General features: G+C 74.3%; 21 protein-coding genes and 1 pseudogene. 12 read left to right on the forward strand and 10 right to left on the reverse strand.

The window, feature by feature from the left end:
• Window positions 1-59 precede the first annotated feature (59 nt).
• The gene (dacB, locus tag ACZ7KX_RS22620) at window positions 60-1,673 is read left to right on the forward strand and encodes a D-alanyl-D-alanine carboxypeptidase/D-alanyl-D-alanine endopeptidase (RefSeq protein WP_470328023.1); all 1,614 of its coding nucleotides are present in this window, start codon (window positions 60-62) and stop codon (window positions 1,671-1,673) included.
• A 133-nt stretch (window positions 1,674-1,806) separates the two neighbouring features.
• Here the strand turns inward: dacB and ACZ7KX_RS22625 are convergent, their stop codons facing one another.
• Complete coding sequence (locus tag ACZ7KX_RS22625) at window positions 1,807-2,448, reverse strand: DUF4360 domain-containing protein (RefSeq protein WP_350524640.1); 642 nt, start codon at window positions 2,446-2,448, stop codon at window positions 1,807-1,809.
• A gap of 330 nt (window positions 2,449-2,778) precedes the next feature.
• Here ACZ7KX_RS22625 and ACZ7KX_RS22630 point away from each other — a divergent pair, with 330 nt between their 5' ends.
• Together ACZ7KX_RS22630 and ACZ7KX_RS22635 are read left to right on the forward strand one after the other, a co-directional pair.
• Window positions 2,779-4,119, forward strand: a complete 1,341-nt coding sequence (locus tag ACZ7KX_RS22630; RefSeq protein WP_470328024.1) for an aldehyde dehydrogenase family protein — start codon at window positions 2,779-2,781, stop codon at window positions 4,117-4,119.
• A gap of 223 nt (window positions 4,120-4,342) precedes the next feature.
• The gene (locus ACZ7KX_RS22635; RefSeq protein ID WP_470328025.1) at window positions 4,343-5,287 is read left to right on the forward strand and encodes a hypothetical protein; all 945 of its coding nucleotides are present in this window, start codon (window positions 4,343-4,345) and stop codon (window positions 5,285-5,287) included.
• 78 nt (window positions 5,288-5,365) lie between these two features.
• Here ACZ7KX_RS22635 and ACZ7KX_RS22640 read toward each other — a convergent pair whose 3' ends face one another.
• Entirely contained in the window at window positions 5,366-6,196 is an 831-nt protein-coding gene (locus ACZ7KX_RS22640) for a COG4705 family protein (protein ID WP_470328026.1), read from the reverse strand.
• A gap of 91 nt (window positions 6,197-6,287) precedes the next feature.
• Window positions 6,288-6,890 (reverse strand): hypothetical protein, encoded by a 603-nt coding sequence (locus ACZ7KX_RS22645; RefSeq protein WP_470328027.1) that lies wholly within the window; start codon window positions 6,888-6,890, stop codon window positions 6,288-6,290.
• 137 nt (window positions 6,891-7,027) lie between these two features.
• On the opposite strand from ACZ7KX_RS22645, the gene ACZ7KX_RS22650 reads away from it, so the two are divergent.
• Window positions 7,028-7,705 carry a response regulator transcription factor gene (locus ACZ7KX_RS22650; protein WP_350524645.1) on the forward strand — a complete coding sequence of 226 codons (678 nt, stop codon included), beginning with the start codon at window positions 7,028-7,030 and terminating at the stop codon, window positions 7,703-7,705.
• The gene (locus ACZ7KX_RS22655) at window positions 7,698-9,215 is read left to right on the forward strand and encodes an ATP-binding protein (protein ID WP_470328028.1); all 1,518 of its coding nucleotides are present in this window, start codon (window positions 7,698-7,700) and stop codon (window positions 9,213-9,215) included. Before ACZ7KX_RS22650 ends, ACZ7KX_RS22655 begins: the two co-directional genes overlap by 8 nt.
• Before the next feature lie 23 nt (window positions 9,216-9,238).
• Here the strand turns inward: ACZ7KX_RS22655 and deoC are convergent, their stop codons facing one another.
• Window positions 9,239-9,949, reverse strand: a complete 711-nt coding sequence (gene deoC / locus ACZ7KX_RS22660; RefSeq protein WP_470328029.1) for a deoxyribose-phosphate aldolase — start codon at window positions 9,947-9,949, stop codon at window positions 9,239-9,241.
• A 253-nt stretch (window positions 9,950-10,202) separates the two neighbouring features.
• Between deoC and ACZ7KX_RS22665 the strand changes: the two are divergent.
• The 6 genes and pseudogenes from ACZ7KX_RS22665 to ACZ7KX_RS22690 form a co-directional block, all read left to right on the forward strand.
• Window positions 10,203-10,397, forward strand: a pseudogene (locus ACZ7KX_RS22665) (GntR family transcriptional regulator); the annotation flags it as partial.
• A gap of 66 nt (window positions 10,398-10,463) precedes the next feature.
• Window positions 10,464-10,916 (forward strand): GntR family transcriptional regulator, encoded by a 453-nt coding sequence (locus ACZ7KX_RS22670; RefSeq protein WP_350524724.1) that lies wholly within the window; start codon window positions 10,464-10,466, stop codon window positions 10,914-10,916.
• A 127-nt stretch (window positions 10,917-11,043) separates the two neighbouring features.
• Window positions 11,044-12,273, forward strand: a complete 1,230-nt coding sequence (locus ACZ7KX_RS22675) for a zinc-dependent alcohol dehydrogenase (protein ID WP_470328030.1) — start codon at window positions 11,044-11,046, stop codon at window positions 12,271-12,273.
• Window positions 12,270-13,592: an MFS transporter gene (locus ACZ7KX_RS22680; protein WP_470328031.1), complete on the forward strand. Its 1,323-nt coding sequence runs from the start codon at window positions 12,270-12,272 to the stop codon at window positions 13,590-13,592. The genes ACZ7KX_RS22675 and ACZ7KX_RS22680 overlap by 4 nt, the downstream gene beginning before the upstream one ends.
• A complete protein-coding gene (locus ACZ7KX_RS22685; RefSeq protein ID WP_470328032.1) occupies window positions 13,579-14,898 on the forward strand; it encodes an amylo-alpha-1,6-glucosidase in 1,320 nt (439 codons plus the stop codon). The genes ACZ7KX_RS22680 and ACZ7KX_RS22685 overlap by 14 nt, the downstream gene beginning before the upstream one ends.
• Window positions 14,899-14,900: 2 nt before the next feature.
• On the forward strand, window positions 14,901-15,878 hold the full coding sequence (locus ACZ7KX_RS22690) for a Gfo/Idh/MocA family protein (protein ID WP_470328033.1): 978 nt from the start codon (window positions 14,901-14,903) through the stop codon (window positions 15,876-15,878).
• A 98-nt stretch (window positions 15,879-15,976) separates the two neighbouring features.
• Here the strand turns inward: ACZ7KX_RS22690 and ACZ7KX_RS22695 are convergent, their stop codons facing one another.
• On the reverse strand, window positions 15,977-16,702 hold the full coding sequence (locus tag ACZ7KX_RS22695) for a GPR1/FUN34/YaaH family transporter (protein ID WP_402798854.1): 726 nt from the start codon (window positions 16,700-16,702) through the stop codon (window positions 15,977-15,979).
• Between the two features lie 351 nt (window positions 16,703-17,053).
• On the opposite strand from ACZ7KX_RS22695, the gene ACZ7KX_RS22700 reads away from it, so the two are divergent.
• Window positions 17,054-18,364 (forward strand): MFS transporter, encoded by a 1,311-nt coding sequence (locus ACZ7KX_RS22700; protein WP_470328034.1) that lies wholly within the window; start codon window positions 17,054-17,056, stop codon window positions 18,362-18,364.
• A 13-nt stretch (window positions 18,365-18,377) separates the two neighbouring features.
• Here ACZ7KX_RS22700 and ACZ7KX_RS22705 read toward each other — a convergent pair whose 3' ends face one another.
• From ACZ7KX_RS22705 to asnB, 5 genes are all read right to left on the reverse strand, one after another.
• Entirely contained in the window at window positions 18,378-19,253 is an 876-nt protein-coding gene (locus ACZ7KX_RS22705; RefSeq protein ID WP_470328035.1) for a helix-turn-helix transcriptional regulator, read from the reverse strand.
• 114 nt (window positions 19,254-19,367) lie between these two features.
• Window positions 19,368-20,210: a class I SAM-dependent methyltransferase gene (locus ACZ7KX_RS22710; RefSeq protein ID WP_470328036.1), complete on the reverse strand. Its 843-nt coding sequence runs from the start codon at window positions 20,208-20,210 to the stop codon at window positions 19,368-19,370.
• Window positions 20,207-21,706, reverse strand: coding sequence for a 4-hydroxyphenylacetate 3-hydroxylase family protein (locus tag ACZ7KX_RS22715; protein WP_470328037.1), 1,500 nt, complete (start codon window positions 21,704-21,706; stop codon window positions 20,207-20,209). Before ACZ7KX_RS22715 ends, ACZ7KX_RS22710 begins: the two co-directional genes overlap by 4 nt.
• Entirely contained in the window at window positions 21,703-22,242 is a 540-nt protein-coding gene (locus ACZ7KX_RS22720; RefSeq protein ID WP_470328038.1) for a flavin reductase family protein, read from the reverse strand. The genes ACZ7KX_RS22715 and ACZ7KX_RS22720 overlap by 4 nt, the downstream gene beginning before the upstream one ends.
• Window positions 22,239-24,074, reverse strand: coding sequence for an asparagine synthase (glutamine-hydrolyzing) (gene asnB, locus ACZ7KX_RS22725; RefSeq protein ID WP_470328039.1), 1,836 nt, complete (start codon window positions 24,072-24,074; stop codon window positions 22,239-22,241). The genes ACZ7KX_RS22720 and asnB overlap by 4 nt, the downstream gene beginning before the upstream one ends.

A 24,074-nucleotide genomic window follows, 5' to 3' on the forward strand; every position in this document is an offset into this window, starting at 1 on the left:
AGCCGGTCCGTGCCGGTTCGCGCCGGGCCTGCCGACCCCTGAGACGACGGGACGCACAGATGAGACGAACGATCCGCGGCCGCCTTCCGGCCTGGGCCGCCGCCGGCGCCACGCTGGCCGCCCTGGCGGGCACGATCGCCGCGCCCCCGGCGGCGGCGCACGACGACGACCTCGGGCCCGCCATCGAGGCGATCATGCACAAGCCCGGCTACGAGCACGCGCAGTGGGGCGTGCTGGAGACGGATCCCGAGACCGGCCAGGTGTTCCACTCGCGGTTCGCGAACCAGTTCTTCGTCCCCGGCTCGACGGCCAAGCTCGTCACCATCTCCGGCGCCTGGCACACGCTCGGCCCCGACCACCGCTTCACCACCCCCGTCATGGCCACCGGCACCCGCACCGGCCCGACCCTCGACGGCGACCTCGCACTGGTCGCCCAGGGCGACCTCACGATGGGCGGCCGGACCAGGCCCGACGGGACGGTCGACTACACCCCCATCGACCACACCAGCGCCAACGACCTGCCCGGCGCCACCCTCACCCCCGAGAACCCGCTCGCCGGCCTGGACATGATCGCCCACCAGGTCCGGGACGCGGGCCTCACCCGGGTCAACGGGGACGTCGTCGTCGACCCGCGGCTGTTCGCCCCGCCGGACCTGGACCCGCAGCCGACCCCGCTGATCATCAACGACAACGTCATCGACCTGCTCACCACCCCCACCGCCCCCGGCCGGACCGCTCAGCTCATGTGGCGTCCCCAGGTCGCCCCGTACCAGGTCACCTCCACGGTGCAGACGGTGGGGGCCGGCGGCCCGACGGACGTCCAGGTCTCGGCCTCCCCCGACGGCACGCAGATCAGCCTGTCCGGCACCATCGCGGCCGATGCGCAGCCCGTCCTGCGCATCTCGAACGTCAAGGACCCGAACGCCTTCGGCCGCACCGCCCTGATCGAGGCGCTCGCCCGGGCCGGGGTCTCCGTGAGCGCCGACCCGACCGGTCCGAACCCGGACGGCAAGCTGCCGGCCTCCTACGCCGGCGACCCGCAGGTCGCGGCGTACGTCTCCCCGCCGTACAGCCAGTACGCCAAGCTGATCCTCAAGGTCAGCCACAACCTGGGCGCCAACCTGGCCCTGTGCAACATGGCCGTGACGCGCGGGAGCAAGGACTGCTTCGACGGCTTCGGTGTCGAGCACGACTTCCTCGTCGACGTGGCGCACGTCGACCCGACGCAGTTCCAGCTGGCCGACGGGCGCGGCGGCGTCTTCCAGGACCGCGCCACGCCCATCGGCCTGGACCAGCTGCTCGGCTACTGGCTGCACACCCCCGACGCGGACGCCTTCCGCCACGCCCTGCCGATCCTCGGCGTCGACGGCTCGCTGGCGATCTCGTGCACCACCGACTGTCCGGCCAAGGGCAAGGTGTTCGCCAAGCCCGGCACCATCGTCGGCGCGGACGACCTGAACCAGCGGATCGCCTACAACGCCGAGAACCTGGCGGGCTACCTGGAGACGGACGACGGCTGCCTGCACCTCTTCTTCGTCGGCGTGAACGGCGCTTCGGCCACCGACATCAACGACGTCATCCGCATCTTCGACGACGTCAACCAGATCGCCGCCCTGCTCCAGGAGCAGGCTTCGGGCGGGCACCGCGCCCCGGCGGGCGGGAACGCCTCCTGATCCTGCCGGGTTCCGGCGCCCGGGGAGGCGCGCGGCCGCAACGGACCGCGCGCCTCCCCGTCGTTCCCGGCCGGGCGTCGTCCCGGGCCGGCCGGCGCCGGTCAGGGGTTCAACCGGTCAGGGGTTCAACCGGTCAGGGGCAGTGCTTCCAGGCGAGGTGGTAGACGGTGTTGATGTTCCCGTCCGTCGAGTCCATCGTCATGAAGCTGGTGGTCCGGGTCGGGTCCGAGCTGCCGGCCGAGACCCGCAGTTCGGTGTTGATGTTGAAGTTGCGCTCCTCACCGCAGGGGGCCCAGACCAGGGCGGCGACGTCGACGGTGTCGGTCCCCTGCCAGCTGTCGTCGTGCGGGCCGTCGAACCGGTGGGACTGGTAGGCGGTCTGGGCCTGGCCCTGGAAGTAGTAGTTGGCCCGCTCGGTGCCGCTCGCGCCCTTCTCCAGGTGGGCGAAGCCGCGGTAGTCGGCGGAGGCGATGGCGTAGGTGAAGCCCTGGGGCACGTGGACGCGCAGGTCGAGCTGGCAGTTCTTCCGGAAGTCGGTCGGCTTCGACCCCACGCCGACCTGGGCGAGGTACGCGCTGTAGGTGACGGTGAAGGCGGTGTTGTCCGGGGAGACGGCCACGGCGGCCGTTCCGGCCGGGCAGCCGGAGCCGTTGACCGTCGCGACGTCGATGACGATGCGGTCGGGCGGGGTCGGGAGCGAGTCGAGGCCGAAGGCGGACGGGCCGGACAGTGACGCGGCGACGGCGGTCGCAGCGGCCAGCACACGGAGCAGCATGGGCTTCCCCTTCGATCGGGCACGGAGTCGGAGCCGGAGGCAGGGGCGGGGTCGGCACGGTACGGTCCGGGCGCCGGACGCCTCGCGACTTGGCATGCATATGTCAGCACATCCAAAGGGCGCTGCCCAGAGGCTCGACAGCGGAGAACACATCGACCCGACCCCATTCGCCCCGCGGGCGAACTCCGACCCCAGAGGGTCGAGTTGATCACCGCAGGAGCGAGGGAGCGGCCGCTCACGACCGGGAACACGGAGCGCCCAATGCTTGACAAACTCAACCTTTCATCCCTAGGGTCGCAATTGTTCATGTAGTGAAAGTTCCATGTGCCAATGCACCCCGAGCCCCAGGACCGCGAGATCCCCATGCACGAGAACGTTCCTTCAGTGGTCGCCCGCCTGCGGGCCGAGTTCACCACCGGCCGGACCAGGCCGCTCGCCTGGCGCCTGGACAAGCTGGCCGCCCTGCGCAGCCTGCTCACCGAGCAGACCGAGGTGCTGCAGCAGGCCCTGCACGCCGACCTCGGCAAGGGCGCCACCGAGGCGTACCGCACCGAGATCGGCTTCACGATCAACGAACTCGACCACACCGTGGCGCACTTGGCGCAGTGGCTGGAGCCGAGGCCGGCCGCGGTGCCGGAGTTCTTCCGCCCCGCCGAGGCCCGGGTGGTGCGCGACCCGCTGGGCGTGGTGCTGATCATCGCGCCCTGGAACTACCCGCTCCAGCTCGCCCTGGCACCGCTGGTCGGCGCGCTGGCCGCCGGGAACACCGCCCTCGTCAAGCCCAGCGAGCTCGCCCCGGCGACCTCCGCGGCCATCGCCGAGCTGCTGCCGCGCTACCTCGGCGAGGAGGCGGTCGCGGTCGTCGAAGGGGCCGTGCCGGAGACCACCGCCCTGTTGGAGGAGCGCTTCGACCACATCTTCTACACCGGCAACGGCGCGGTCGGCCGGATCGTCATGGCCGCCGCCGCCAAGCACCTGACCCCGGTCACCCTGGAGCTCGGCGGCAAGAGCCCGGTCGTGGTCGAACCCGGCGCCGACCTCGCCGTCACCGCCCGGCGGATCGCCCGCGGCAAGTTCCTCAACGCCGGACAGACCTGCGTCGCCCCCGACTACGTCCTCGCCATCGGCGACACCGCGGCCGGCCTGGAGGCGGAACTGGCGGCTGCCGTACGGGAGTTGTTCGGCGACGACCCGGCCGGGAGCACGGACTACGGGCGGATCGTCAACGAGCGCCACTTCGACCGGCTCACCGCACTGCTCGACGACGGACGGACCGTCATCGGCGGCGACCACGACCGCACCGCGCGCTACCTCGCCCCGACCGTCCTCGCCGACGTCCCGGCGACCGCCCCGGTGATGCAGGCCGAGATCTTCGGCCCGGTCCTGCCCGTCCTGACCGTCCCCGACCTCGACGCGGCGATCGCGTTCATCAACGAGCGCGACAAGCCGCTCGCCGTGTACGCCTTCACGGAGTCCGCGGACACCAAGCGGCGGCTGACCGAGGAGACCTCCTCCGGCGCACTCAGCTTCGGACTGCCGGTCTCCCACCTGGCGATGCCCGAGCTGCCGTTCGGCGGCGTCGGCGAGAGCGGCATGGGCCGCTACCACGGCGAGTACTCGATCGACACGTTCAGCCACACCAAGGCCGTCGTCGACAAGCCGCTCGCCTGAGACCGGGGACGCCGCCGGCGCCGCGTCCGAGCGAGGGGGGGCGGAAATCACGGAGCCCTCGGAGCCGGCGGCATTCCCACGGGCGACATACCCGGATCGGCATTCCGACCGTTACCGCAGGCCGATCGCCGTACGGAGCGGTACGGTCACCGCCTTCACCGGAATCGGAAAATTTCATTCCGGGGTCTGTCCGAAAATCGCCCATGGGCCTAGGCTGCGGCGCGTGTCGCTCTTCCGAAGAAACCGCGCCTCCGGCCCTGGCCTGCGCCCCGAGCTCGGCGACGCCGAGCTCGGCCGCGTACGGCGGCAGCTCAAGTCCCCTGGCCTGCCCGGCCAGAACGCCATCCAGGTCGACCAGGTCGAACGGCTGCTACGGGAGACCGGCCCCGACTGGGACCGGCGCGGGCACCGGTTCGCCGTGCTCGCCGAAACCGCCGCCCCTTCCTCCCTGGCGCGAAACTGGCGGTTGCGTCGTGCCCAGAATGCGGACGCGCTGATATTCGAGGCGTGGGTCGAACTCGTCCGCGGCCGGTTCGCGGGCCGCATGGACGATGCCCGCGCGGCCGCGGACAACTGTTACGCCGCGGCCGACCTCGCCCCCGAGGACCCGACGCCGTGGGTGGTGCTGCTCGGCATCCTGCGCGTGATGCGCGCCGACTCGCGCGAGCTGATCGCCGTCTGGCACGAGGTCGCCGAGCGCGACCAGTGGAACCGAGAGGCCCACCTGCAGATGCTGCGGTACCTCTCGCCGGAGGAGTGCGGGTCGCGCAGCGCCCAGCTCAACTTCGTCGACACGGTCCGGAGTTCGGCACCGCCGACCGCGCCGACCGCCGGGGTGGAACTGACCGCACTGGTGGACGAGCACGCCCGCACGACCGCCGGCGGCGGCGTCGAGGCGCTGCTGGTCCGCCGCCAGTGGACGCACAACCGGGCGGTCAACGCGCTCGACACCGCCCTGCACGGGTGGTCCCGCCTCGGCGGCCTGCAGCACGCGGCGGCCGCCGCCGACCTCAACCTGCTGGCCTTCGCCCTGATCCAGTCGGGCCGCGTGGGCGAGAGCGGCGGCACGTTCCGGCTGATCGACAACGCGGTCACCGCCTGGCCCTGGTCGCTCATCGGCGATCCGCTCCAGGAGTTCACGTACTGGCAGTCACGCGCGACGGCCTGACCCCGGGCGTGCCACCGGGCCGTGACGATCCCGCCGTCACGGCCCGGTGGCATGCCCGGCGGACCGCCGGGCGGGAGGTCAGGCCGACCCTCGGGGCGCCCGCCGCCCGGCGACGCCCAGCCACCCCACGGCCGCCAGGATGACCACCGCGAGGACGAGGCTGACCGGACCGGTGCCCAGATCCAGCCCGCCCCGTGCGCGGCTGACGCCGGCCCAGTCGGCGAAGCAGGCGCCGAGCGGCCGGGTCAGGACGTACGCCCACCAGAAGGTCAGGACCGGCGACAGGCCCGAGAACCGGTGAGCGAGCGCGGGCACGGCGATCAGGGCGGCGAACAGCAGCCCCGAGGGGAGGTAGCCCCAGCCCAAGGTGGCCGCGGTCAGATCACCGACGGCCGTGCCGAGGGCGAAGGTGGCCATCACCGCGCACCAGTAGAAGACCTCGCGGCGCCCGCCCGCGACCGCCTCCACCGCGAGCGTGCCCTCCGTCCGCCGCCACACCGCGAACACCACGGCGAGCAGCCCGGCGAACGCGAGCGCGGAGGCGGCGTACGGCACCCCGAGGGCGACGTGCGCGACGTCGGCCGCCATGGTGCCGAACACGCTCACCATGATCACCGCCGTCCAGTACACCGCCGGGACGTAGCGACGGGAACGGGCCTGGACGACCAGCGCGGCGACGAGCAGCAGCCCGGCCGAGCCGACCGCCGGGACCGGCCCCAGCACCGTGGCGAGGTAGTCGGAGGTGGTCTCGCCCATCCCGGTGGTGAGGATCTTGACGACCCAGAACACCGCCGTGACCTGCGGGACCTTGCTCAGGACGGACCCCACGGGGGCGGCCGGGCGTCGGTGGCCCGGCCCGGGGGTTTCCGCGGCAGGGCTTGTCGTGGCGGGGGTTGTCGTGGCGCCCATGACGGACGGCGCTCCCTTCTCTACGTCTCTACGTCAGTGCGTCTTTGCGTCTCTGCGGCGGGCACGGCGGGGGCCGCGCCCGGTCGGTGCGTCAGCCGCCCAGCACGGTGTTGCCGGTGACCGCGGCGGTGGCACCGTCCACGGTGACGGCGTGCCGCACGCCGTCCGGGCCGACGACCACGGCCCGCCAGGCACGGCCACCGCCCTGTTCGGCCACCGTGGACAGGGACTCGACCCTGCCGCCCGCGACGGCAGCGGCGGCCTTCGCCAGCGCGTCGGCGGCGTCGGTCGACGGCAGCGGCGCCGGCGCAGCGGACCCGGCCGGGCCGTCCCCGTTCTCGTTCCCGTGTCCGTGTCCGGGAGCCGTGCGGCCCTGGTGGCCCCGGTGGCCCCCGGCGTCCCGGCCGTCACCCCGACCGTCGCCCTGCGCCCAGCCGTGGCCCTCGCCCGAGCCGTCGTGGTGCTCCTGCTCACCCGCCGCCCACCGGCCGTCGCCGTGGCCCTCGTGCTCGTGGTGGAGCGCTGCCGCGGCCGCGCCGCCGCCGATCACCACCACGGCCGCGCCGGCCGCGACCCAGCGCACCGACCGGCCGCGCACCCAGCGCCGGGCCCGCCCGAGGCCGACCCGCGCCCTGTTCGGGCGGCTCGCCGCGTGGTCCTGCTGGGGCTGCACGCCTTCTCCGGGCTCGCTCACGTTCCGCACCACTCCTCGTCACGGCCCGGGCCTTCCCCGGGCGACCGCGCCAGGATGGCCGGGCCTTGCTGAAGATCGGCTGAAGACCGGGGGGCACCGTCAGCCGGCCCCGCCGACGACCTGCGACCCTGGTGGGCATGCGCGTACTGGTGGTGGAGGACGAACGTCGGCTGGCCCTGGCCCTGCAGCACGGGCTGACGGCCGAGGGGTTCACCGTGGACACGGCCCACGACGGCCCGTCCGGCCTCGCCAGGGCCATGGACCACGCCTACGACGTGATCGTCCTCGACATCATGCTGCCCGGCCTCAACGGCTACCGGGTGTGCTCGCGGCTGCGGGCCTCCGGCAGCGACGTCGGCATCCTCATGCTCACCGCCAAGGACGGCGAGTGGGACGAGGCCGAAGCCCTGGACACCGGCGCCGACGACTACCTGTCCAAGCCGTTCTCGTTCGTCGTGCTGGTGGCCCGGCTCAGGGCGCTGGCCCGGCGGATCGGCAGCCGTGCGCCCCGGCGCACCGTCCTGGGCGACCTGGTGGTCGACTCCGCGGCCCGCACCTGCACGCGGGCGGACACCGCGGTCGCCCTCACCCCCCGCGAGTTCGCCATCCTCGACCACCTCGCCCGCCGGGCCGGCGAGGCGGTCTCCAAGCGGGAGATCCTCGACGCGGTCTGGGACGGCGGCCCCGACAGCGATCCGAACACCGTCGAGGTCCACGTCAGCGCGCTCCGACGCAAGATCGACTCCCCGTTCGGACGGGCCGCGGTGCAGACCGTCCGCGGCACCGGCTACCGTCTGGCAGCCGACGGTGGCTGACCCGACCGCCGCCCGCCGGATCCGCGCGGCACTGCACCGGCGCCTTGCCCGTCACCCTGGGGTCGCGGCCCTCGTCGACCGGCTGACGCCGCGCTCGGTCCGGGCCCGCACCACCCTCGCCGCCTGCGTCAGCGTCGCCGTCGTCCTCGTCACCGCCTCGGCCGCCGTCGCGGTGCTGCTGCACGCCAACCTGGAACGCACCGTCGAAGCCGGCGCCCGCGAGCAGGCCCAGGCCGTCGCCCGCCTCGCCGAGGACGGGCGTCTGCCCGGCCTGCTCCCCCTCGACCACGGCACCGACTTCATCCAGGTCGTCGACGCGCAGGGCACGGTGGTCGCCGCCAGCCAGAACCTGACCGGCCACCCCTCGATCGCGCCGACCGGTCACCGGGACGGCCACACCACCTTCGACGTCCGCACCCTCGGCGACCAGCACCACCAGCGCGTCACCACGATCACCACCGCCACCCCGGCCGGGCCCGTCACCGTCCACGTCGGTGCGTCGCTGCGCACCGTCGACGCGGCCGAGGACCTCACCACCGCCGCGTTCGCCGCGCTGAGCACCGTCCTGCTGATCACGGTCGGGGTCCTCACCTGGCGTGCGACCGGCCGGGCCCTGCGGCCCGTCGAGGCCATCCGTGCCGAGGTCGCCGCCATCGGCGACCGCGACCTGGACCGCCGTGTCCCCGAGCCCCGCAGCGACGACGAGATCGCCCGGCTCGCCGGCACCATGAACGCCATGCTCGGACGCCTCGAAGCCGCGGGCACCCGCCAGCGCCGCTTCATCGCCGACGCCTCCCACGAGCTGCGCAGCCCCCTCACCGTCCTGCGCACCCAGCTCGAAGTGGCCCTCGCCCACCCCGACCACGCCGTGCGCGCCGACCTGGTGGCCGGCGCGCTGGAGGACACCGAGCGCCTCCAGGCCCTCGCCGCCGACCTCCTGCTGCTCGCCCGCCTCGACGCCGCCGGGCGCGACCGGCCCGGTGAGGCCGTCGACCTCGCCGAGCTGGTGCACACCACGGTCGCGACCCGCGGCGCCGGGGCCCACCCCGTCATCGTGCGCACGGACTCCGCCGTCACGGTGGTCGGCAACCGCCTGTGGCTGGGCCGGCTCCTCACCAACCTGCTCGACAACGCCCACCGGCACGCCCGGCAGCACGTCACCGTCCGCCTCGACAGCGACCGGGCCACCGGCCACGCGGTCCTCGACGTGGCCAACGACGGGCCGCCGATCGAACCCGCCGACCGCGAACGGATCTTCGAGCGCTTCACCCGGCTGGACGACGCCCGCAGCCGCGACGACGGCGGCGCCGGGCTGGGCCTGCCGATCGCCCGCGACATCGCCGCGATCCACGGCGGCAGCCTCACCGTCCTCGCCGCGCCCGGCCCGACCACCTTCCGCACCCGGCTGCCGGCCGACCCGGACCACGCCGCCGGCTCTGACCGCCCTGACCGACCGGACCGGACCGCCGCCCCGAACCGACCGGACCGCCCTGCCGCCCCGGCCTCCTGAAGTCCGGTCCGGAGGGCGGGAGTTCAGCCGGCGGCCCGGCGGACGGCCAGGTCGTCCAGGATGGTGGCGGTGGCGGTCGCCCCGAAGCGTTCGGCGCCGGCGGCCACGAACTCCAGCATCCGGTCGAGGGTGCGCACCCCGCCCGCCGCCTTGACCCTCATGTGCGCGGGGACGTTCGCACGCATCAGCCGGACGTCCGCCAGGGTCGCGCCCCCGGGCGCGAAGCCGGTCGAGGTCTTCACGAAGTCCGCGCCCGCCAGGGTGCTGAGGCGACAGGCGCGCAGCTTCTCCCGGTCGTCGAGGTAGGCGTTCTCGAAGATCACCTTGGTGAGGGCGGTGCCCCTCGCGACATCGGCCACCGCGGCGATGTCCGCCCGCACCGCGTCGTCCTCCCCGCTGCGCAGCAGGCCGATGTTGAGCACCATGTCGAGTTCGGTCGCACCCGCCGCCAGGGCGTCCACGGCTTCGCCCGCCTTGACCGCGGTGGTGGCGCCGCCGTGCGGGAAACCGATGACGGTGCCGACCGCGACCGCGGTGCCGGCGAGGGCCTTGACCGCGAGGGCGGTGTCGGCGGGGCGCACGCAGACGGAGGCCACGTCGTAGGCCGCAGCGAGCTCGCAGCCGCGCAGGACCTCGGTGGTGGTCAGTTCGGGCCGCAGGAGCGAGTGGTCGATCATCTTGGCGAGCTCCCGGACGGCGATGTCGGTGGGGTCGTCGATGCCGGTGTGGTCCATGAGCCTGTCCTAGGGGTGAGGCGTTCCGCGTCCCGCCGACCGGAGGAGACGCGCGGACAGTCCGACGATAACTTCGGGCCGTCTAGCCGTCTATACAGCTGCCCCGCCCGTCGACCGGGCCAGGTGTGACAGGGATCACGATGCACGCCTCTTGCCCTTGGCGCATTTCACCGGGAAATGTCCCGCTCTGTACTGGTCTACGCTGGTTGACTAGACAGCCGGACGGCGTAGTCTCAATTTCGGAGGCCCCCTTTTGGAAACGGATTTCGCGCCCAGGTACCACCGGATCGAACAGGCCCTGAGAAACCGGATCGCCAAGCACCGGCCGCATGACCCCCTCCCCTCGGAGGCGGATTTGTGCGAGGAATTCGGGGTGAGCCGGATGACCGCCCGGGCGGCCGTTCAACGACTCGTCACGGAAGGTCTGGTGTACCGGGTGTCCGGGCGCGGGACATTCGTCGCGGAACCGCCGACCCACCGTCGCGCGGAGAACCTTGTCCGATTCAGCGAGGAAATGCGCAGACAGGGCCGGAAGCCCTCGTCACAACTGATTTCGGCGAGCCTCCGGGCCGCCCTGCCGGAGGAGGTCCACCGGCTGCGGCTGCGGAGGTCCGCCCGGGTCGTGGAGGTCGCCCGGGTGCGGCTGGCCGACGGGATCCCCACCGCGCTGGAACGGGCGGTGTTCCCCGAGGGCCTGGCCGCGCTGCTGGAGGTCGACTTCCGCACGGCGTCGATGCACGAGACGCTCGTCGGGCTCGGCCGGACACCGACCCGCGGACACTCGTCCATCAGGGCCGCCACGGCCGGCGAGCGGGAGGCGGAGCTGCTGGCGGTGGCTCCGGGAACCGCGCTGCTCGTCGAGGAGCGCCTCATCACGGACCAGGACGAGCTCCCCCTGGAGCTCACCGAGACCCGGTACGTGGGCGACAGGTACGCGCTGGACGTCGCCTTCGAGGTCGATTCCTGAGCGCGGAGGCGCGTCCCGGGAGCGAACGGCGCCGACCGAACCACGCAGGATGAATTTCCGGCGGGGGAACTGCACGATCGGCGGGCGGTCCCGCCCGCCGATTCCGGTGGTGGAATGACACACAGGCGTGGAGGGAACAACCTTGTACGCGTACCTGATGACCTCGCCCGGGGAACTGGAACGCACCCGGGTGCCCGATCCGGAATGCCGCGAGGACGAAATCCTGCTGCAGACCGAAGCGGTTTCCATCTGCTCGACCGACGTCTCCTACTTCCGCGGCCACCTCTTTCCGGAGGACTGGCCGATCATTCCCGGGCACGAATACGTGGGAAGGGTCGTCGAAGTCGGGAAGCGGCTCCGGGACGACGTCCGGCCGGGCGACCGGGTGACCTACTGGGGGCAGACCGACTTCGGCGGAATGGCCGAGTACCGGGCGCTCCGACCGCTCTTCCCCGGCCGGCTCGGCGTCGAGACGTCCTGGTACACCGGCCGCAACTTCTACGACGCCGACCAGGCCGCGGCCGTCGTCCTGCCGCCGCACGTGCCCTCCGACCTGGCCTCCGTCATCGAACCGCTGACCTCGGTCCTGCGGTCGTTACTGCTCAACCCCCCGAAACCGGGCGACACCTGCGTCGTCCTGGGCTGCGGCCCCAGCGCCCAACTGGCCGTCCAGGTGCTGCACCGCCACCTCGGCGCCGGCCCGATCACCGTACTGGACCGCAACAGCGACCGGATGGCCGCCGCACTGCGCCACGGCGCCTCCCGCGCCTTCAACACCGACACCCAGGCCGCGGAGCTCGAAGCGTACGTGCGTGAACACCACGACCAGTACGCGGACTACGTGTTCGACGCGCTGCCGCACATCGCGGCACCGCGGCGCGCCGCCGGGCAGGCCGACGGCCCGGGCAAGGACATCCGGGAGATCGCGATGGGCCTGCTGCGCCCCGGCGGCTCGTACGTCATCTACGGCGCGACGGCCGTCCCGCAGCGGCTCAACACCTGGATGATCCTGGCCAAGGGGCTGAAGCTGCTCTCCACGCCCTTCGACGTCCGCTCGTTCCCGATGGCCCGCTCCGCACACGTCACCGCCGTCGCCCTGCGGCTGGTCGAGTCCGGCCTGGTCGACCCCGCCCCGCTGATCACCACCCGGGCCTGCCTCGACGACGAGGACGCCGTCCGCGAGGCGTTCACCGGCTACGGACGGGGCGCCTCGATGAAGACCTCGCTGCTCGCCCCGTCCGTCCTGCTCGACCACGTTCGCCGCTCGGCCGCGGCGGCCACCGGGGCCCCCGCGACGACTACTGCCCCTGCCCCCGCCGACGGAGCCTTCGCCGAGCAGGCCGGGATACCGGGGTGACCGGCACGTCGGTGCCGGTCGGTGCGGATCACCGCACACCCGTCTTCGTCCGGGACCGGCTGACCACCACCGCCTACGCCGGCCTGGCCGTCTACGCCTACCTGTTGTACGCACTCGGCCCGCTGCTGCCGCTCCTGCGCCAGGACCTGCACCTGTCCTACGCCCTGATGAGCCTGCACTCCACGGCCTTCGCGGCCGGCGCGATGCTCACCAACCTGCTGTTCCGCCGCCTGCGCGCCCGGCTGGGCCACCGGCTGCTCTTCTGGTCCGCGCTGGCCGCCCTGGCCCTGGGCTCGCTCCTGCTGGCGACCGCCCTGTCGGCCGCCGTCACGCTCGGCGCGGCGGTGCTCGGGGGCGTCGGCGGGGCGCTGCTGCAGACGACGGCGCTGGCGGTGCTGGCCGAACACCACGGCGCGCAGGAGTCCCTCCGGGCGCGCGCCCTGGTCGAGGCCAACGCGGCCGCGAGCGTCAGCGCCCTCGCCGCGCCCCTGGTCGTCAGCGGCCTGGAGGGCGCGGGGGTGTCCTGGAACTGGTCCCTGGTGCTGCCCGCCCTCGCGCTCGCGGCGATGTACCCGGCACTCCGCCACGAACCGCTGCGCCCACGCCCCGCCGCCTCCTCCGCCGCCACCTCCTCCGCCGCGACCGCAGCCGCCGCGACCGCGACGGACGCACCCGCCTCCGCCGCGCCCGCCCGGGGCGTGGCGAACGCCCGGCGGCCGGCCGGCGCGTTCCCGCAGCGGGCCGCCCTGTGCGGCCTCGTCGTGGGCTTCGAGTTCTGCCTCGCCTACTACGCCGCCCCCCTGCTCACCAGCGCCTTCCATCTGACGGACAGTCAGGCATCAGTGGCACTGGCACTGTTCTACGGGGGTGAGCTGATCGGCCGCCTGGCGGGGAGCCGGCTCACGGCCGGCACCCGCCCCACCCGATCGGCCGCGCTGGTGGTCGGCGCCCTGACCGTCGCCGCCGTCGGCTTCCTCGCCCTGTGGCTCGCCTCCACCACCTGGCTCGCCCTGGTGGGCCTGACCCTCGGTGGCCTCGGCGTCGCCAACCTCTTCCCCCTGACCCTCTCGCTCGCGGTGAGCACGGCGCCCGGCCGCACCGACCAGGCCACGGCCCGCGTCCAACTCGCGGTCAGCACCTGCATCATGCTCGCGCCCCTGCTGCTGGGCACCCTGTCCGACCATCTCGGCGTCCGTTCGGCCTTCGGCCTCGCCGGCTGCCTGCTGCCCCTCGCCGCGCTGCTGCTCGCCGCCGGGCGAAGCCGCCCGGCCGCCGCCGACGCGTCCCCCTCGGGAGTCACCCCGCATGTCCGTCACTGAGAGCTCCGCCAAGGCCCGCGACACGCTGGCCCGCAACCGCCGCACCGGCTTCTCCCGGGCGGCCCAGCGCAGTTACGACTTCACCTGCCCCTCCCCCGACAGCTATCCCTTCCAGTGGGCCTGGGACAGCAGCTTCCACGCCGTCGCCCTCACCCACGTCGACACCCGGCGGGCCCGGGACGAACTGCGGTCCCTGCTCAGCGCGGTGACACCCACCGGCTTCCTGCCGCACATGGTCCTCTGGCAGGACGACCTCCGACCGCGCGCCACGGCGGACTTCAGGATCGACCTCTGGGAGGGGTGGCGGTCCGTCACCATCGCGCCGCCCGTGGTGGCCCGATCCGTCGAGCGGGTGTACCGGGCGACCGGCGACGACCTCTGGCTGCGCCGCGTCCTGCCGCCGGCGCTCGCCTTCTTCCGCTGGCTCAGGGACCACCGGACCAGCCCCGGCACCGGGCTGCTGGAGATCTACCAGCCCGACGAGTCCGGACTCGACAGCAGCCCCAAGTACGATGCCGCGCTCGGCATCCAGGCCGTCCCCGCGGGTGCCGTGCACACCGCCTGGCACCGCGCCATGCGGTCGCTGATCACGGCCTACGCCTCCCCCGCCCGCACGCCCGAGGCCCCGCTCCGCGACCGGAGGCTGTTCGTCTGGAACGACGTGCTGGTCAACACCGTGTACGCCGACGGGCTGGCCTGCCTGGCACGCCTCGCCCGGACCGCCGGACCGAACGGCCGCACGGCGGACCGGCTGGCCGAGGAGTCCCGCGCTGTCGGCGCCGCGCTGATGCGGCACTGCTGGGACGAGGCCGACGGCGCCTTCCACGACCTCGACCTCGTCGCCGGGCGGCGCAGCGACGTCCTCACGGCGAGTGCGCTCCTGCCCGTCCTCCTTGACTCCGTGCCGGACACCGCCGCGCACCGGGTCATCGAACAACACCTTCTGAACGAGCGGGAGTTCTGGCTCCCCCACCCCGTCCCCAGCGTCGCCGCCACCGAGCCGTCCTACGACCCCTCGTTCCGCACCGGGGCCATCTTCCGCGGCTCCAGCTGGGTCAACCTCAACTGGTACCTGTACTGGGGCCTGCGCCGGCGCGGCTACCGCGCGGAGGCCGACACGCTCGCTACGCGCACCTGCGCCCTCGTCGCGGCCTCGGGCACCCGGGAGTGCTACGGCCCGGAGGACGCCGCCGGGCACGGCGCACGGTCCTTCGGCTGGAGCTCACTCGTCCTGGACCTGGCCGCCGCGACGGCCACCGGGCCGACGACGGCCACCGGGCCGACCGCCACGCCGGAGGAGGACTGACCATGGCCAACTGGGGTTTCCTGGGCGCCGGTTCGATCGCCGCCTCCAGCCTCGCACCCGCCGTCCACGCGGCCGACGGCCCGCGCCTGCACGCCGTCGCCGCGACCGACGCCCGGCGCGCCCGCGCCCTCGACCCGGCCCGGGTGTACACCCGCTACCAGGACCTCCTGGACGACCCCGACGTCGACGTCGTCTACGTCGCGCTCCACAACAGCGCCCACCGCCCCTGGGTGGAGCGCGCCCTGCGGGCAGGCAAGCACGTGCTGTGCGAGAAGCCGCTCGGGCTCACCGCCGCCGAGGTCGGTGCCATGACCGCCGCCGCCCGCGCCACCGGGCGCCTGCTCGTCGAGGCGGCCTGGAACCGCTGGCATCCGCGCACCCGGGACCTCGAATCCATGATCACCCGCAGCGCGATCGGCACCGTCCACACCGTCACCGCCCGGTTCGACGGCCTCGCCCCCGCCGCCGGCAACTACCGCCTCGACCCGGCCCTCGGGGGCGGCGCCCTCTACGACGTCGGCTACTACGCCGTCGCCGCCGCGCTCGCCGCCTTCGGGTGGCGGAGCCCGAGGGTCCTCCGGGCCGAACAGGACCACTGGCACCCCGGCTCCGCCGACTCCGCCACCCGCTTCCTGCTCGACTTCCCCGACCGGGGCACGGCCGAGATCGGCTGCTCGCTCGTCGGCGGCATGTCCGAGACCTTCACCACCACCGGTACGGACGGCTCCATCACCCTCACCCCGCCGGCCTTCTGCGCCGGCTCGGCCCCCAGCACGCTCACCACCAGCGGCACGCCCGCCGCCGCCGAGGGCCACCACCGCCACTACCCGCCGCAGGACCCCTACCGCCTCATGGTCGAGTCGATGGACGCCGCGGCCCACGGCGACAGCGGTGCCCACCTCGTCCCGCTCGCGCAGTCGCTCCTCATCGCCACTGCCCTGGACTCCGTCCGCAGCCGCCTCGCCCGGCAATCGGCCTGACCCTCGACCGCTGACCCTCGACCGCCCTCCCGGGCCCCGCAGCCGGTGCGCCCCGCGGCCGCCCGGGCAGGCGGTGCGGGGCACCGGGCGTCGGGCGTTCAGAGCGTGCGGCGCACGCCCGCCTGGCGTTCCAGGTTGCGGAGCTGGACGGCCAGATCGCCGTGGACGGCGGCGCGGGCGGGGCCGCTGCGGCCGATCGGCAGCACCTCCTCGGCCCTCATGTCCTCCAGCATCAGGGCGAACGCCGCGTACGTCGCGACGAGCGCCACCAGGAGACCGAGCGCTCCGGACGTGCGCGTCAGCCACTCGGCGCCCGTGAGGCCGGAGAGCCCGGTGGCCGCCCAGCGGGGCAGCGAGGCCGCCAGCACGAACCAGAGCGCCCGCTTGGGCCGGGTCACGGCGGTCATCAGCGCTCCGAAGCAGAGGAACGCCAGGTTGAACACGCCCAGCACGCGCAGGCCGTCGGCCGCACCGGTGAACATGACGAGCGCGTAGGCCAGCCAGCTGCCCGCGAACACCCCCATGAGCGTCGCCGCGATCACGTCGCGGGCGCCGAACGCCAGGACGCTGACCAGGAGTTGCAGGGCGAAGGCGGGCAGCACGCACAGCGCGACGGCCCCGCGCGCCTGCGGCCCGAGGATCCCCAGCTGGAGGCAGCCGGTCATCACGGAGGCGATCGCGACCGTGAAGAAGCCCAGCGGCATGGGGGAGGCGATCGGGCGCAGGTTGATCCGGGTCATCGACCGGAGGTCCGGTTCGAAGCGGCGTTCCCGGGGAGCGCCCGCCCGGTCGTCCGGTGCGTCGTCGGGGGAGGCTGTGGTCATCGTACGGATCCTCGTTCGGTGGTCGTCGCGGGGCCGAGGAAGCCGCCGCCCCGGCGGCTCGGCACGCCCCGACGCTACGACCGGCCGGCCGGCCCCGCTGTGCGCCCCGCGCCCGGAGGCTGGCACGACAGCGCACGACAACCCACGACCGCCCACGAGCGGAGGCGCCCCGCTCCGAAGGCCACCGCGGCCCAGCCTGTGAGCCGGAGTCACAGGATCACCGCCTGTCTGGCTGGCCGCCCGAGCGGTCCGCAGGATGGCCGCATCGGACGTCCTGTCAGCCGTCGCGCGGCCGCTACCGCCCGCCGTCCGAGGGCCGGCCGCGCCCGTACGAGAAGGTGGTACTTCACCGTGAGCAGCATCTCCGACCCGCCCCTGCCCGACCGGGCCGAGGACGTCCCGCCGGTGGACACGTCGGCGCGGGGCTTCGACCGGTGGCGCTACGCCGGGGTGTTCCTCCTGCTGTTCCTGTTCGGCACGGAGACCTTCCTGGTCTCGCCGCTGCTGCCGACCATCGCGGACTCCGTCCACACCGGCGAGGCGGCCGCCGCCTCCAGCGTCACGGCGTACGTGCTGGTGTACGCCGTCGCCGCGCCCTTCCTCGGACTGCTGAGCGACCGCTTCGGCCGCCGCCGAACCCTCGTCGCGGGCAGCCTGCTGTTCGTCCTGTCCAACGCCGCGGCGGCGCTGTCGACCGGGCTGACCCTGCTGGTGGTCTCCCGCGCGGTGGCCGGGCTGGCGGCGGCCGCGGCCGGGCCGGCGATCTGGGCGCACATCGCCGAGACCGCGCCGGAGGCGGTGCGCGGGCGGGCGCTGGGCCTCGGGATGGCGCTGTTCTCCTGCGGCCAGGTGATCGGCGTGCCGCTCGGCGGCTTCCTGGCCGGGCTGGCCGGCTGGCGCTCGGCGTTCTGGGCGCTGGCCGTCGGCACCGCCGCGGCCGTGCCGCTGCTGCTGCGCCAGGTCCGGGGCCGTGCACCACAGGCGCAGGCCGGGGCCCGGGCGCCGCGGGTGGGCGCCGTCCGGGCGATCCTGGCCGGCTGGGCCGACCCGACCCTGCGCCGCGCCCTGCTGGTCAACACCGTGTTCAACACGGCCAACCTGGGCGCCTACACCTTCCTCGGCGCGGTGCTGGTGCAGCGCTTCGACCTGTCGGTGGAGGCGCTCGGCCTGGTGGGCGTGCTGGTCGGCGCCGGCAGCATGGCCGGCTCGCTGCTGGGCGGCCGGCTCGGCGACCGGGCCAGGACCGCCGGGCGCTCCGACCTGCCGCTGCTGCCGCTGTGGGGCGTCCTGCTCGCGGTGGGGATCACGGTCGCGGCCAAGGGTCCGGGCCTGGTGCTCGCCCTGGCCGGGGTGACGGTGTGGTTCCTGGCCTCGGGCGGCTTCGTGACGGACCAGCAGACGCTGGCGGGCACCGTCGCCCCAGAGCTGCGCGCGACCTCCAGCGCGTGGCTGACCTCGACCATGTACGCGGGCACCGGGGTCGGCGCCTGGGCGGTGGGCGCGTTCGGCGACGTCGCGGACGGCACGCTGCTGGTCGGCGGCGGTCTGGCCCTGCTGGCCGCGCTCGGCGCGGCGGCGGTGAGCCTGGGGCTGCGCCGGGCGAGCGCGGCCGCGACCACGACCTCGGCCACGGCCACGGCCACGGCCACGGAGAAGGTCTGAGGCCCCGACGGGCTCAGCCCACCCGGCGCTCCTGCTCCGCACCGCCGACCGCGCGCAACGGATGCTCGACCAGTTCGGTCATCCGCGCCCGGTCGGCGTCGCCGCGCGGCGTGAACAGCAGCACCGTCGCCGAGGGGTCGTCCACCGGGTGGAAGGAGGACAGGGTCAGCCGGACCGGTCCGAGGCCGGCCGGCTCGACGGTGACGGTGCGGACGGTCAGCTCCGCCACCGAGTGGCACCCCCACCAGTGGCGGAGTTCCGGCGCGTCCTCGTCCAGGTGCCGGTAGACCTCCCGGGTACGGGGGTCGGCGAGGGCGGGGCCGGCCTGGGCGCGGAAGTGCTGGAAGACGTTCATGGCGAGCGGTTCCCAGTCGCACAGCACCGCACGCACCTGCCGGTGGGCGGCCATCACCCACATCAGGTTGCGCCGGTCCGGGGGCACGCACTCGGGCGAGCCCCAGAGCGCCGCCCACGCGGCGTTCCAGCCGCGCAGGTCGAAGTGCCGGTCGAGCAGCACGGCCGGGCTGGCGGTCCAGGAGTCGAGGACGGGCTGGATGGCCTCGGCGATCCGGCCGCTGCCCTCCGGGCCGGCGGCCCGCGCGGGCTCGTGGTACCCGGCCAGGCGAAGGGCGTGCCGCAGACCGGCGTCGTCCAGCCTGAGCACGCGGGCGATGGCCTCCAGCACCTGCCGGGAGGCGGCGACCCGGCCCTGCTCGACCCAGGTGTACCAGGCCAGGCCCACCCCGGAGAGGGAGGCGACCTCCTCGCGGCGCAGGCCCGGGGTGCGCCGGCGGGTGGTGGCGGTGAGTCCGACGTCGGCGGGCTTGAGGAGTTCGCGGTGGGCGCGCAGGAACGCGCCGAGTTCCCGTCCGGCGGGGGGAGTTGACACGGGGGCTCCTCGGCCATGCAGGTCGGTCCGGTGGTGACAAGCCTCAGCGTAGGCGCAGCCCGCCGCTCCTCCCAGGGGTGAGCGGCGGGCTACACGTGCTGTTAACGATCCGGGCTAACGGGGGGTCAGCGTCCAGAGCCGGACGGCCATGTGGCTGACGTGTCCGCGCTCCTGCTGCCGGCGCCACGCGCTCTCGCCGACGGCGCGGAAGAACGCGGCGCGCTGCTCCTCCGGCACCAGCCGGCTGTAGTAGTCACCGAAGGTGGCGGCGTGGAAGTGCTCGTACTGCGCGGCGCTGTCGACGGTGACGACGGCGTCGCGCTCCCGGTGCGCGGCGACGGCGAGGTGCGGGGCGATCACCGCCGTGAGGCCGTCGACGGTCCTGGTGCGGGTCGCGATCGGCAGCACCCCGCCGCGGGCGAAGGCTGCGGGCACCTCGTCCTCGGGGGTGCCGAGGGCGACCAGGGCGTCACGGACGAGCTCGTCCTCGCCGCCGAGGCCGTGCTCGTCCCGGGCGGGGTGGTAGGTGGTGAGCAGGAACGTGCCGCCGGGGGCGAGGTGGGCGGCGGCCCAGGCGAAGATCCGTTCCTCGTCGGGGTGGAGCCAGTGCAGCACCGAGGTCTGGGTGATCACGTCGGCGCGGAAGGGCAGCGGTTCGGGCGCGGTGAGGTCGGCCCGGTACAGGGCGGCCCGCTCGCCGTACGGCCGGAGCCGGGCGGCGGCCTCGTCGATGCGGTGCTCGGAGCGTTCCAGGCCGACGGCGCGCCGCAGGGTGGGGAAGCGTTCCAGGGCGGCCTGGAGCAGCTGGCCGATCCCGCTGCCGAGGTCGATCAGGGTCCCGGGGGCGCCGGTGACCTGGTCGAGCACCCAGTCGCGGTCCTGGACCTGGCGCAGCCGGCTGGCGTCGGCGTACCCGGCGAGGGTGCGGGCCTGGATCTCGACGGCGGACGTGCTCACTTCTCGTTCTCCTCGGTGCCGGTGGGCCGGTCGACCAGGTCCAGCAGGCGCGCGCGGGCCCCGCTCTGGTCGTACCGCTTGAAGATGTTGATCCGGTTGCGCGTGAGGTCGCCGCGGTGCACGTGCTCGTAGAGGTCCTGGCGCTGGCCGAAGCCGTCGCCGGTGAGCTCCCAGGCGATCCGGAACAGCCGGGCCTTGCGTTCGGCGTCGATGCCGCGGCCGCGCATGTAGCGGTCCAGGTGCGGGCGCAGCCGGGGGTGGGCGAGGTCGGCGGCGGTGGGCTGGATGAGCAGGCCCGAGGCGCCTATCCGGCGGACGATCTCGACGGCGCTGCCGGCCACCTCGGCCGACCAGACCCGGGAGGCGGCGGTGTCGCCGGGGGCGAACAGGCCGCCGTCGGTGAGGCCGCCGCGGGCCTCGGCGGCGTCCAGGAAGTACTCGGTGAGTTCGGCGTAGCCGGCGAGGCGGCCGAGGTCCTCCTGGATGTTGCGGAAGCCGTCCACGCCGATCGACTCGGCGACGAGGGTGGCGGTGGCGAGCAGGGTGCGCAGGCGCTCGCGGTAGCGGACGTGGCCGATGTAGGCGCTCCAGGCGTTGATCCGGCCGAGGCCGAGCCGGGCGAGGGCGGCGTCGCGCAGCAGGAAGACGCGGTCCCAGGGCACCAGGACGTCGTCGAAGAAGAGCATCGCGTCCTGCTCGTCGTACCGCGCGCCGAGCGGGTGGGCGTGGCCCCAGGGGGCGCTGCCGAGGGGTTCGCGGGCGAGGGTGACCAGCCCGAGGGTGTTGAGCGGCAGGGCGAACCAGCTGACGAACTGCTCGCCGCGGCCCTCGGTGAAGGAGGCGGAGAGGTAGACCAGGACCTCGTGGGCGAGCGGGGCGAGGGTGGTGAGCTGCTTGGCACCGCGCACCACGATGCCCCGGTCGTTCTCCTCGATGACGCGCAAGGCGAGGTCCGGGTCGTCGAGCGGGTCGGCGGAGCGGTCGATCTGGGGGTCGCCGAGGGCGTGCGAGAGGACGAGGTCGTTGGTGGCGCAGTACCGGTACCAGGCTTCGGCGTTGGCGCCGAAGCGCGGGTCGGCTTCGGCGAGCCGGTGCCGGAAGTCGTGGACGCCGACGGCGATGGAGGCCATGAAGGCGGGTGAGCGGCCCTGCTGCCCGAGGGCTTCGGCGTGCCAGAACTCGGCGCTGCGGCGCTGGAGCCGGAGGTCGTCGAGGGTGCGCGGGGGCTGGTAGGCGCGGGCGAGGCGCAGCCCGCTGTCCGGGTCCTGCCAGGTGAGCAGTTCGCGGTGGTCGGGGTCGTGCTGGAGGTCGAGCAGGCGGGCCAGTTCGTCGGCGGCCGGTCGGAAGGCCGGGTGCCGGGCGGGGTCGGAGATCCGCCGGCCGTCGAGGTAGAGCTCGCGTCCGTCGTCGAGTTCGGCGCGGTAGCGGTCGCCGGTGAGCAGGCCCCGGGCGGTGGCGGGCGCGTCGCGGCCGGTGGTGGTTTCCAGCAGTGTCATGCGCGGACTCCGGTGGTGAGGGGGGTCGGGGCCAGGAGGCGGTACTGGCCGTCGTGGTAGAGGAGGGGTTCGCCGTCGGCGCGGTCCGCGGCGGCGACCCGGCCGATCAGGATGGTGTGGTCGCCGCCGGGGAGGGCCGCGTGCAGCCGGCAGTCGAACCAGGCCAGGGCGGACTCGACGAGCGGCGCGCCGGTGGCGGCCGTCCGCATCGGCACGGTGGTGAAGGCTCCGCTCGCGCGTCCGGCCCCGGGAGTGGCGAACCGCCGGGCCACGTCGGCCTGGTGGGCCGTCAGGACGGACAGGCCGAAACGTCCGGAGGCCTCGGCGGCGGCCACCAGCGGGCTGTGCCGGCCGACCGCGACGGTGACCAGCAGCGGGTCGAGGGAGAGGGTGCTGAACGAGGAGACCGTCTTGGCGAAGACCTCCTCGTCGGCGGCGGTGGTGACGACGGCGACCCCGGTGGTCCAGCCGCGGGAGGCGGCCCGGAAGTCCTGTTCGGTGGCGTTCGCGGCGGATCGGGTCAGGGCTCCGCTCATCGCAGCCCCACCCGGTAGGCGCGCAGCCACTCGTCGACCTGGACCAGGTGGTCGAGGCCGCCGACGGGGTTGGGCGCGGTGCGCGGACTGGGCAGCGGCCGGCCCTCGGCGAGCAGCCGGCGGACCAGCTCGCGGTCCACCAGCTCGAAGACCGGCGCGTTCGGGTCGGCCAGCAGTTCCTGCGCGCGGGCCGTGAGCACCTCGGTGTAGCGGACGGCGGGGGTGGAGGGGTAGCCGCTCTTGGGCCGGTCGGCGACCTGCGGCGGCAGGAGGTCCCGGACGGCGTCCCGGAGCAGGCCCTTGGCCCGGCCGTCCGGCGCCTTGAGCGCCCACGGGACGTTCCACAGGTACTCCACCAGCCGGTGGTCGCAGAACGGCACCCGCACCTCCAGGCCGACCGACATCGACACCCGGTCCACCCGGTCCAGCAGCGGCGGCAGCCAGCGGGTGAGCGCCAGGTGGAGGACCTCGCGGATCCGCGCGTCGCGGGCCGACTCGCCGTCCAGGCGCGGCACTTCACCGAGCGAACGGTGGTAGGCGGCGGCGGTGTACTCCTCGGGGCGCACCTCGGCCCGGACGTCCGCGCGCAGCAGGTCCGCCGGGGTGGCCCTGCCGTGCAGCCACGGGAAGGTCGCCGCGGCGACCGCGTCGGCGTCGTGGAAGTAGGGGTAGCCGCCGAAGATCTCGTCCGCGGCCTCGCCGGAGAGCGCGACGGTGGAGCGCCGCCGCACCTCCCGGAACAGCAGGTGCAGGGAGGCGTCCATCTCGCCCCACCCGGGGCGGTCGCGGGCGCGCAGGACGGCGTCGCGGGCGTCCAGCAGGTCGTCGTCGGGCACCAGGACGGTGGTGTGCAGGGTGCCGATGTGCTCGGCGGCGGCCTCCACGTAGGGGGCGTCGCGGGTGGTCCGCCAGGCGTCGGGGGTGCGGTCGGCGCTGCCGGGGAAGTCGACGGAGAAGCTGGTGATCTTGCCCTGGCCGGCCCGTTCGCGGGCGGCGGCGGCCAGCGCGGTGACGGCGCTGGAGTCGACGCCGCCGGAGAGCAGGGTGCACAGCGGCACGTCGCTGATCAGCTGCCGTTCGACGGCGTCCGCGAGCAGCTCCCGGACGGTCCGCCGGGTGGTCGCGGCGTCGTCCCGGTGCTCGGCGGACTCCGGCCGCCAGTACCGGACCTCGCGGGTGGCGGCGCGGGTGACGACCACCAGGTGGCCGGGCCGGACCTCGTGCAGGCCGCGGAAGAGGCCGTGGCCGGCGCTCGGCGCGGCGGGCAGCGCGAACAGCTCGGCGATGCCCTCGGCGTCCAGTTCGGCGCGGAACAGCGGGTTGGCGAGCACCGCCTTCGGCTCGGAGCCGAACAGCACGCCGCTGCGGTGGGCGTGCCAGTACAGCGGCTTGATGCCGAGGTGGTCGCGGACCAGCAGCAGCTCCGCGCGCCGGGTGTCCCACAAGGCGTAGGCGTAGATGCCGTTGAACCTGGTCGGCGCCGACCTGCCCCACTGGAGGTGGGCGCGCAGGACCACCTCGGTGTCGGAGCGGGTGCGGAAGACGTGCCCGAGGGCCTCCAGTTCGGTGCGCAGCTCGCGGTGGTTGTAGAGCTCGCCGTTGTAGGAGAGGACGGCCGCCGGGTCCGCTCCGGGGCGGTCGGCGAGCGGCTGGGCGCCGCCGTCCGGGTCGATCACGGACAGCCGGCGGTGGCCGAGGGCGGCGTGCCGGGAGAGCCAGAGGCCGTCCGCGTCCGGGCCCCGGCAGGCCAGGGTGGCGGTCATCTCCCGGACGGTCCGGGCCTGGTGGAGCAGGTCGGTGTCCCAGTCGATCCAGCCGGTGATTCCGCACAT

It is taken from the genome of Kitasatospora sp. NPDC038210, from assembly GCF_055600605.1.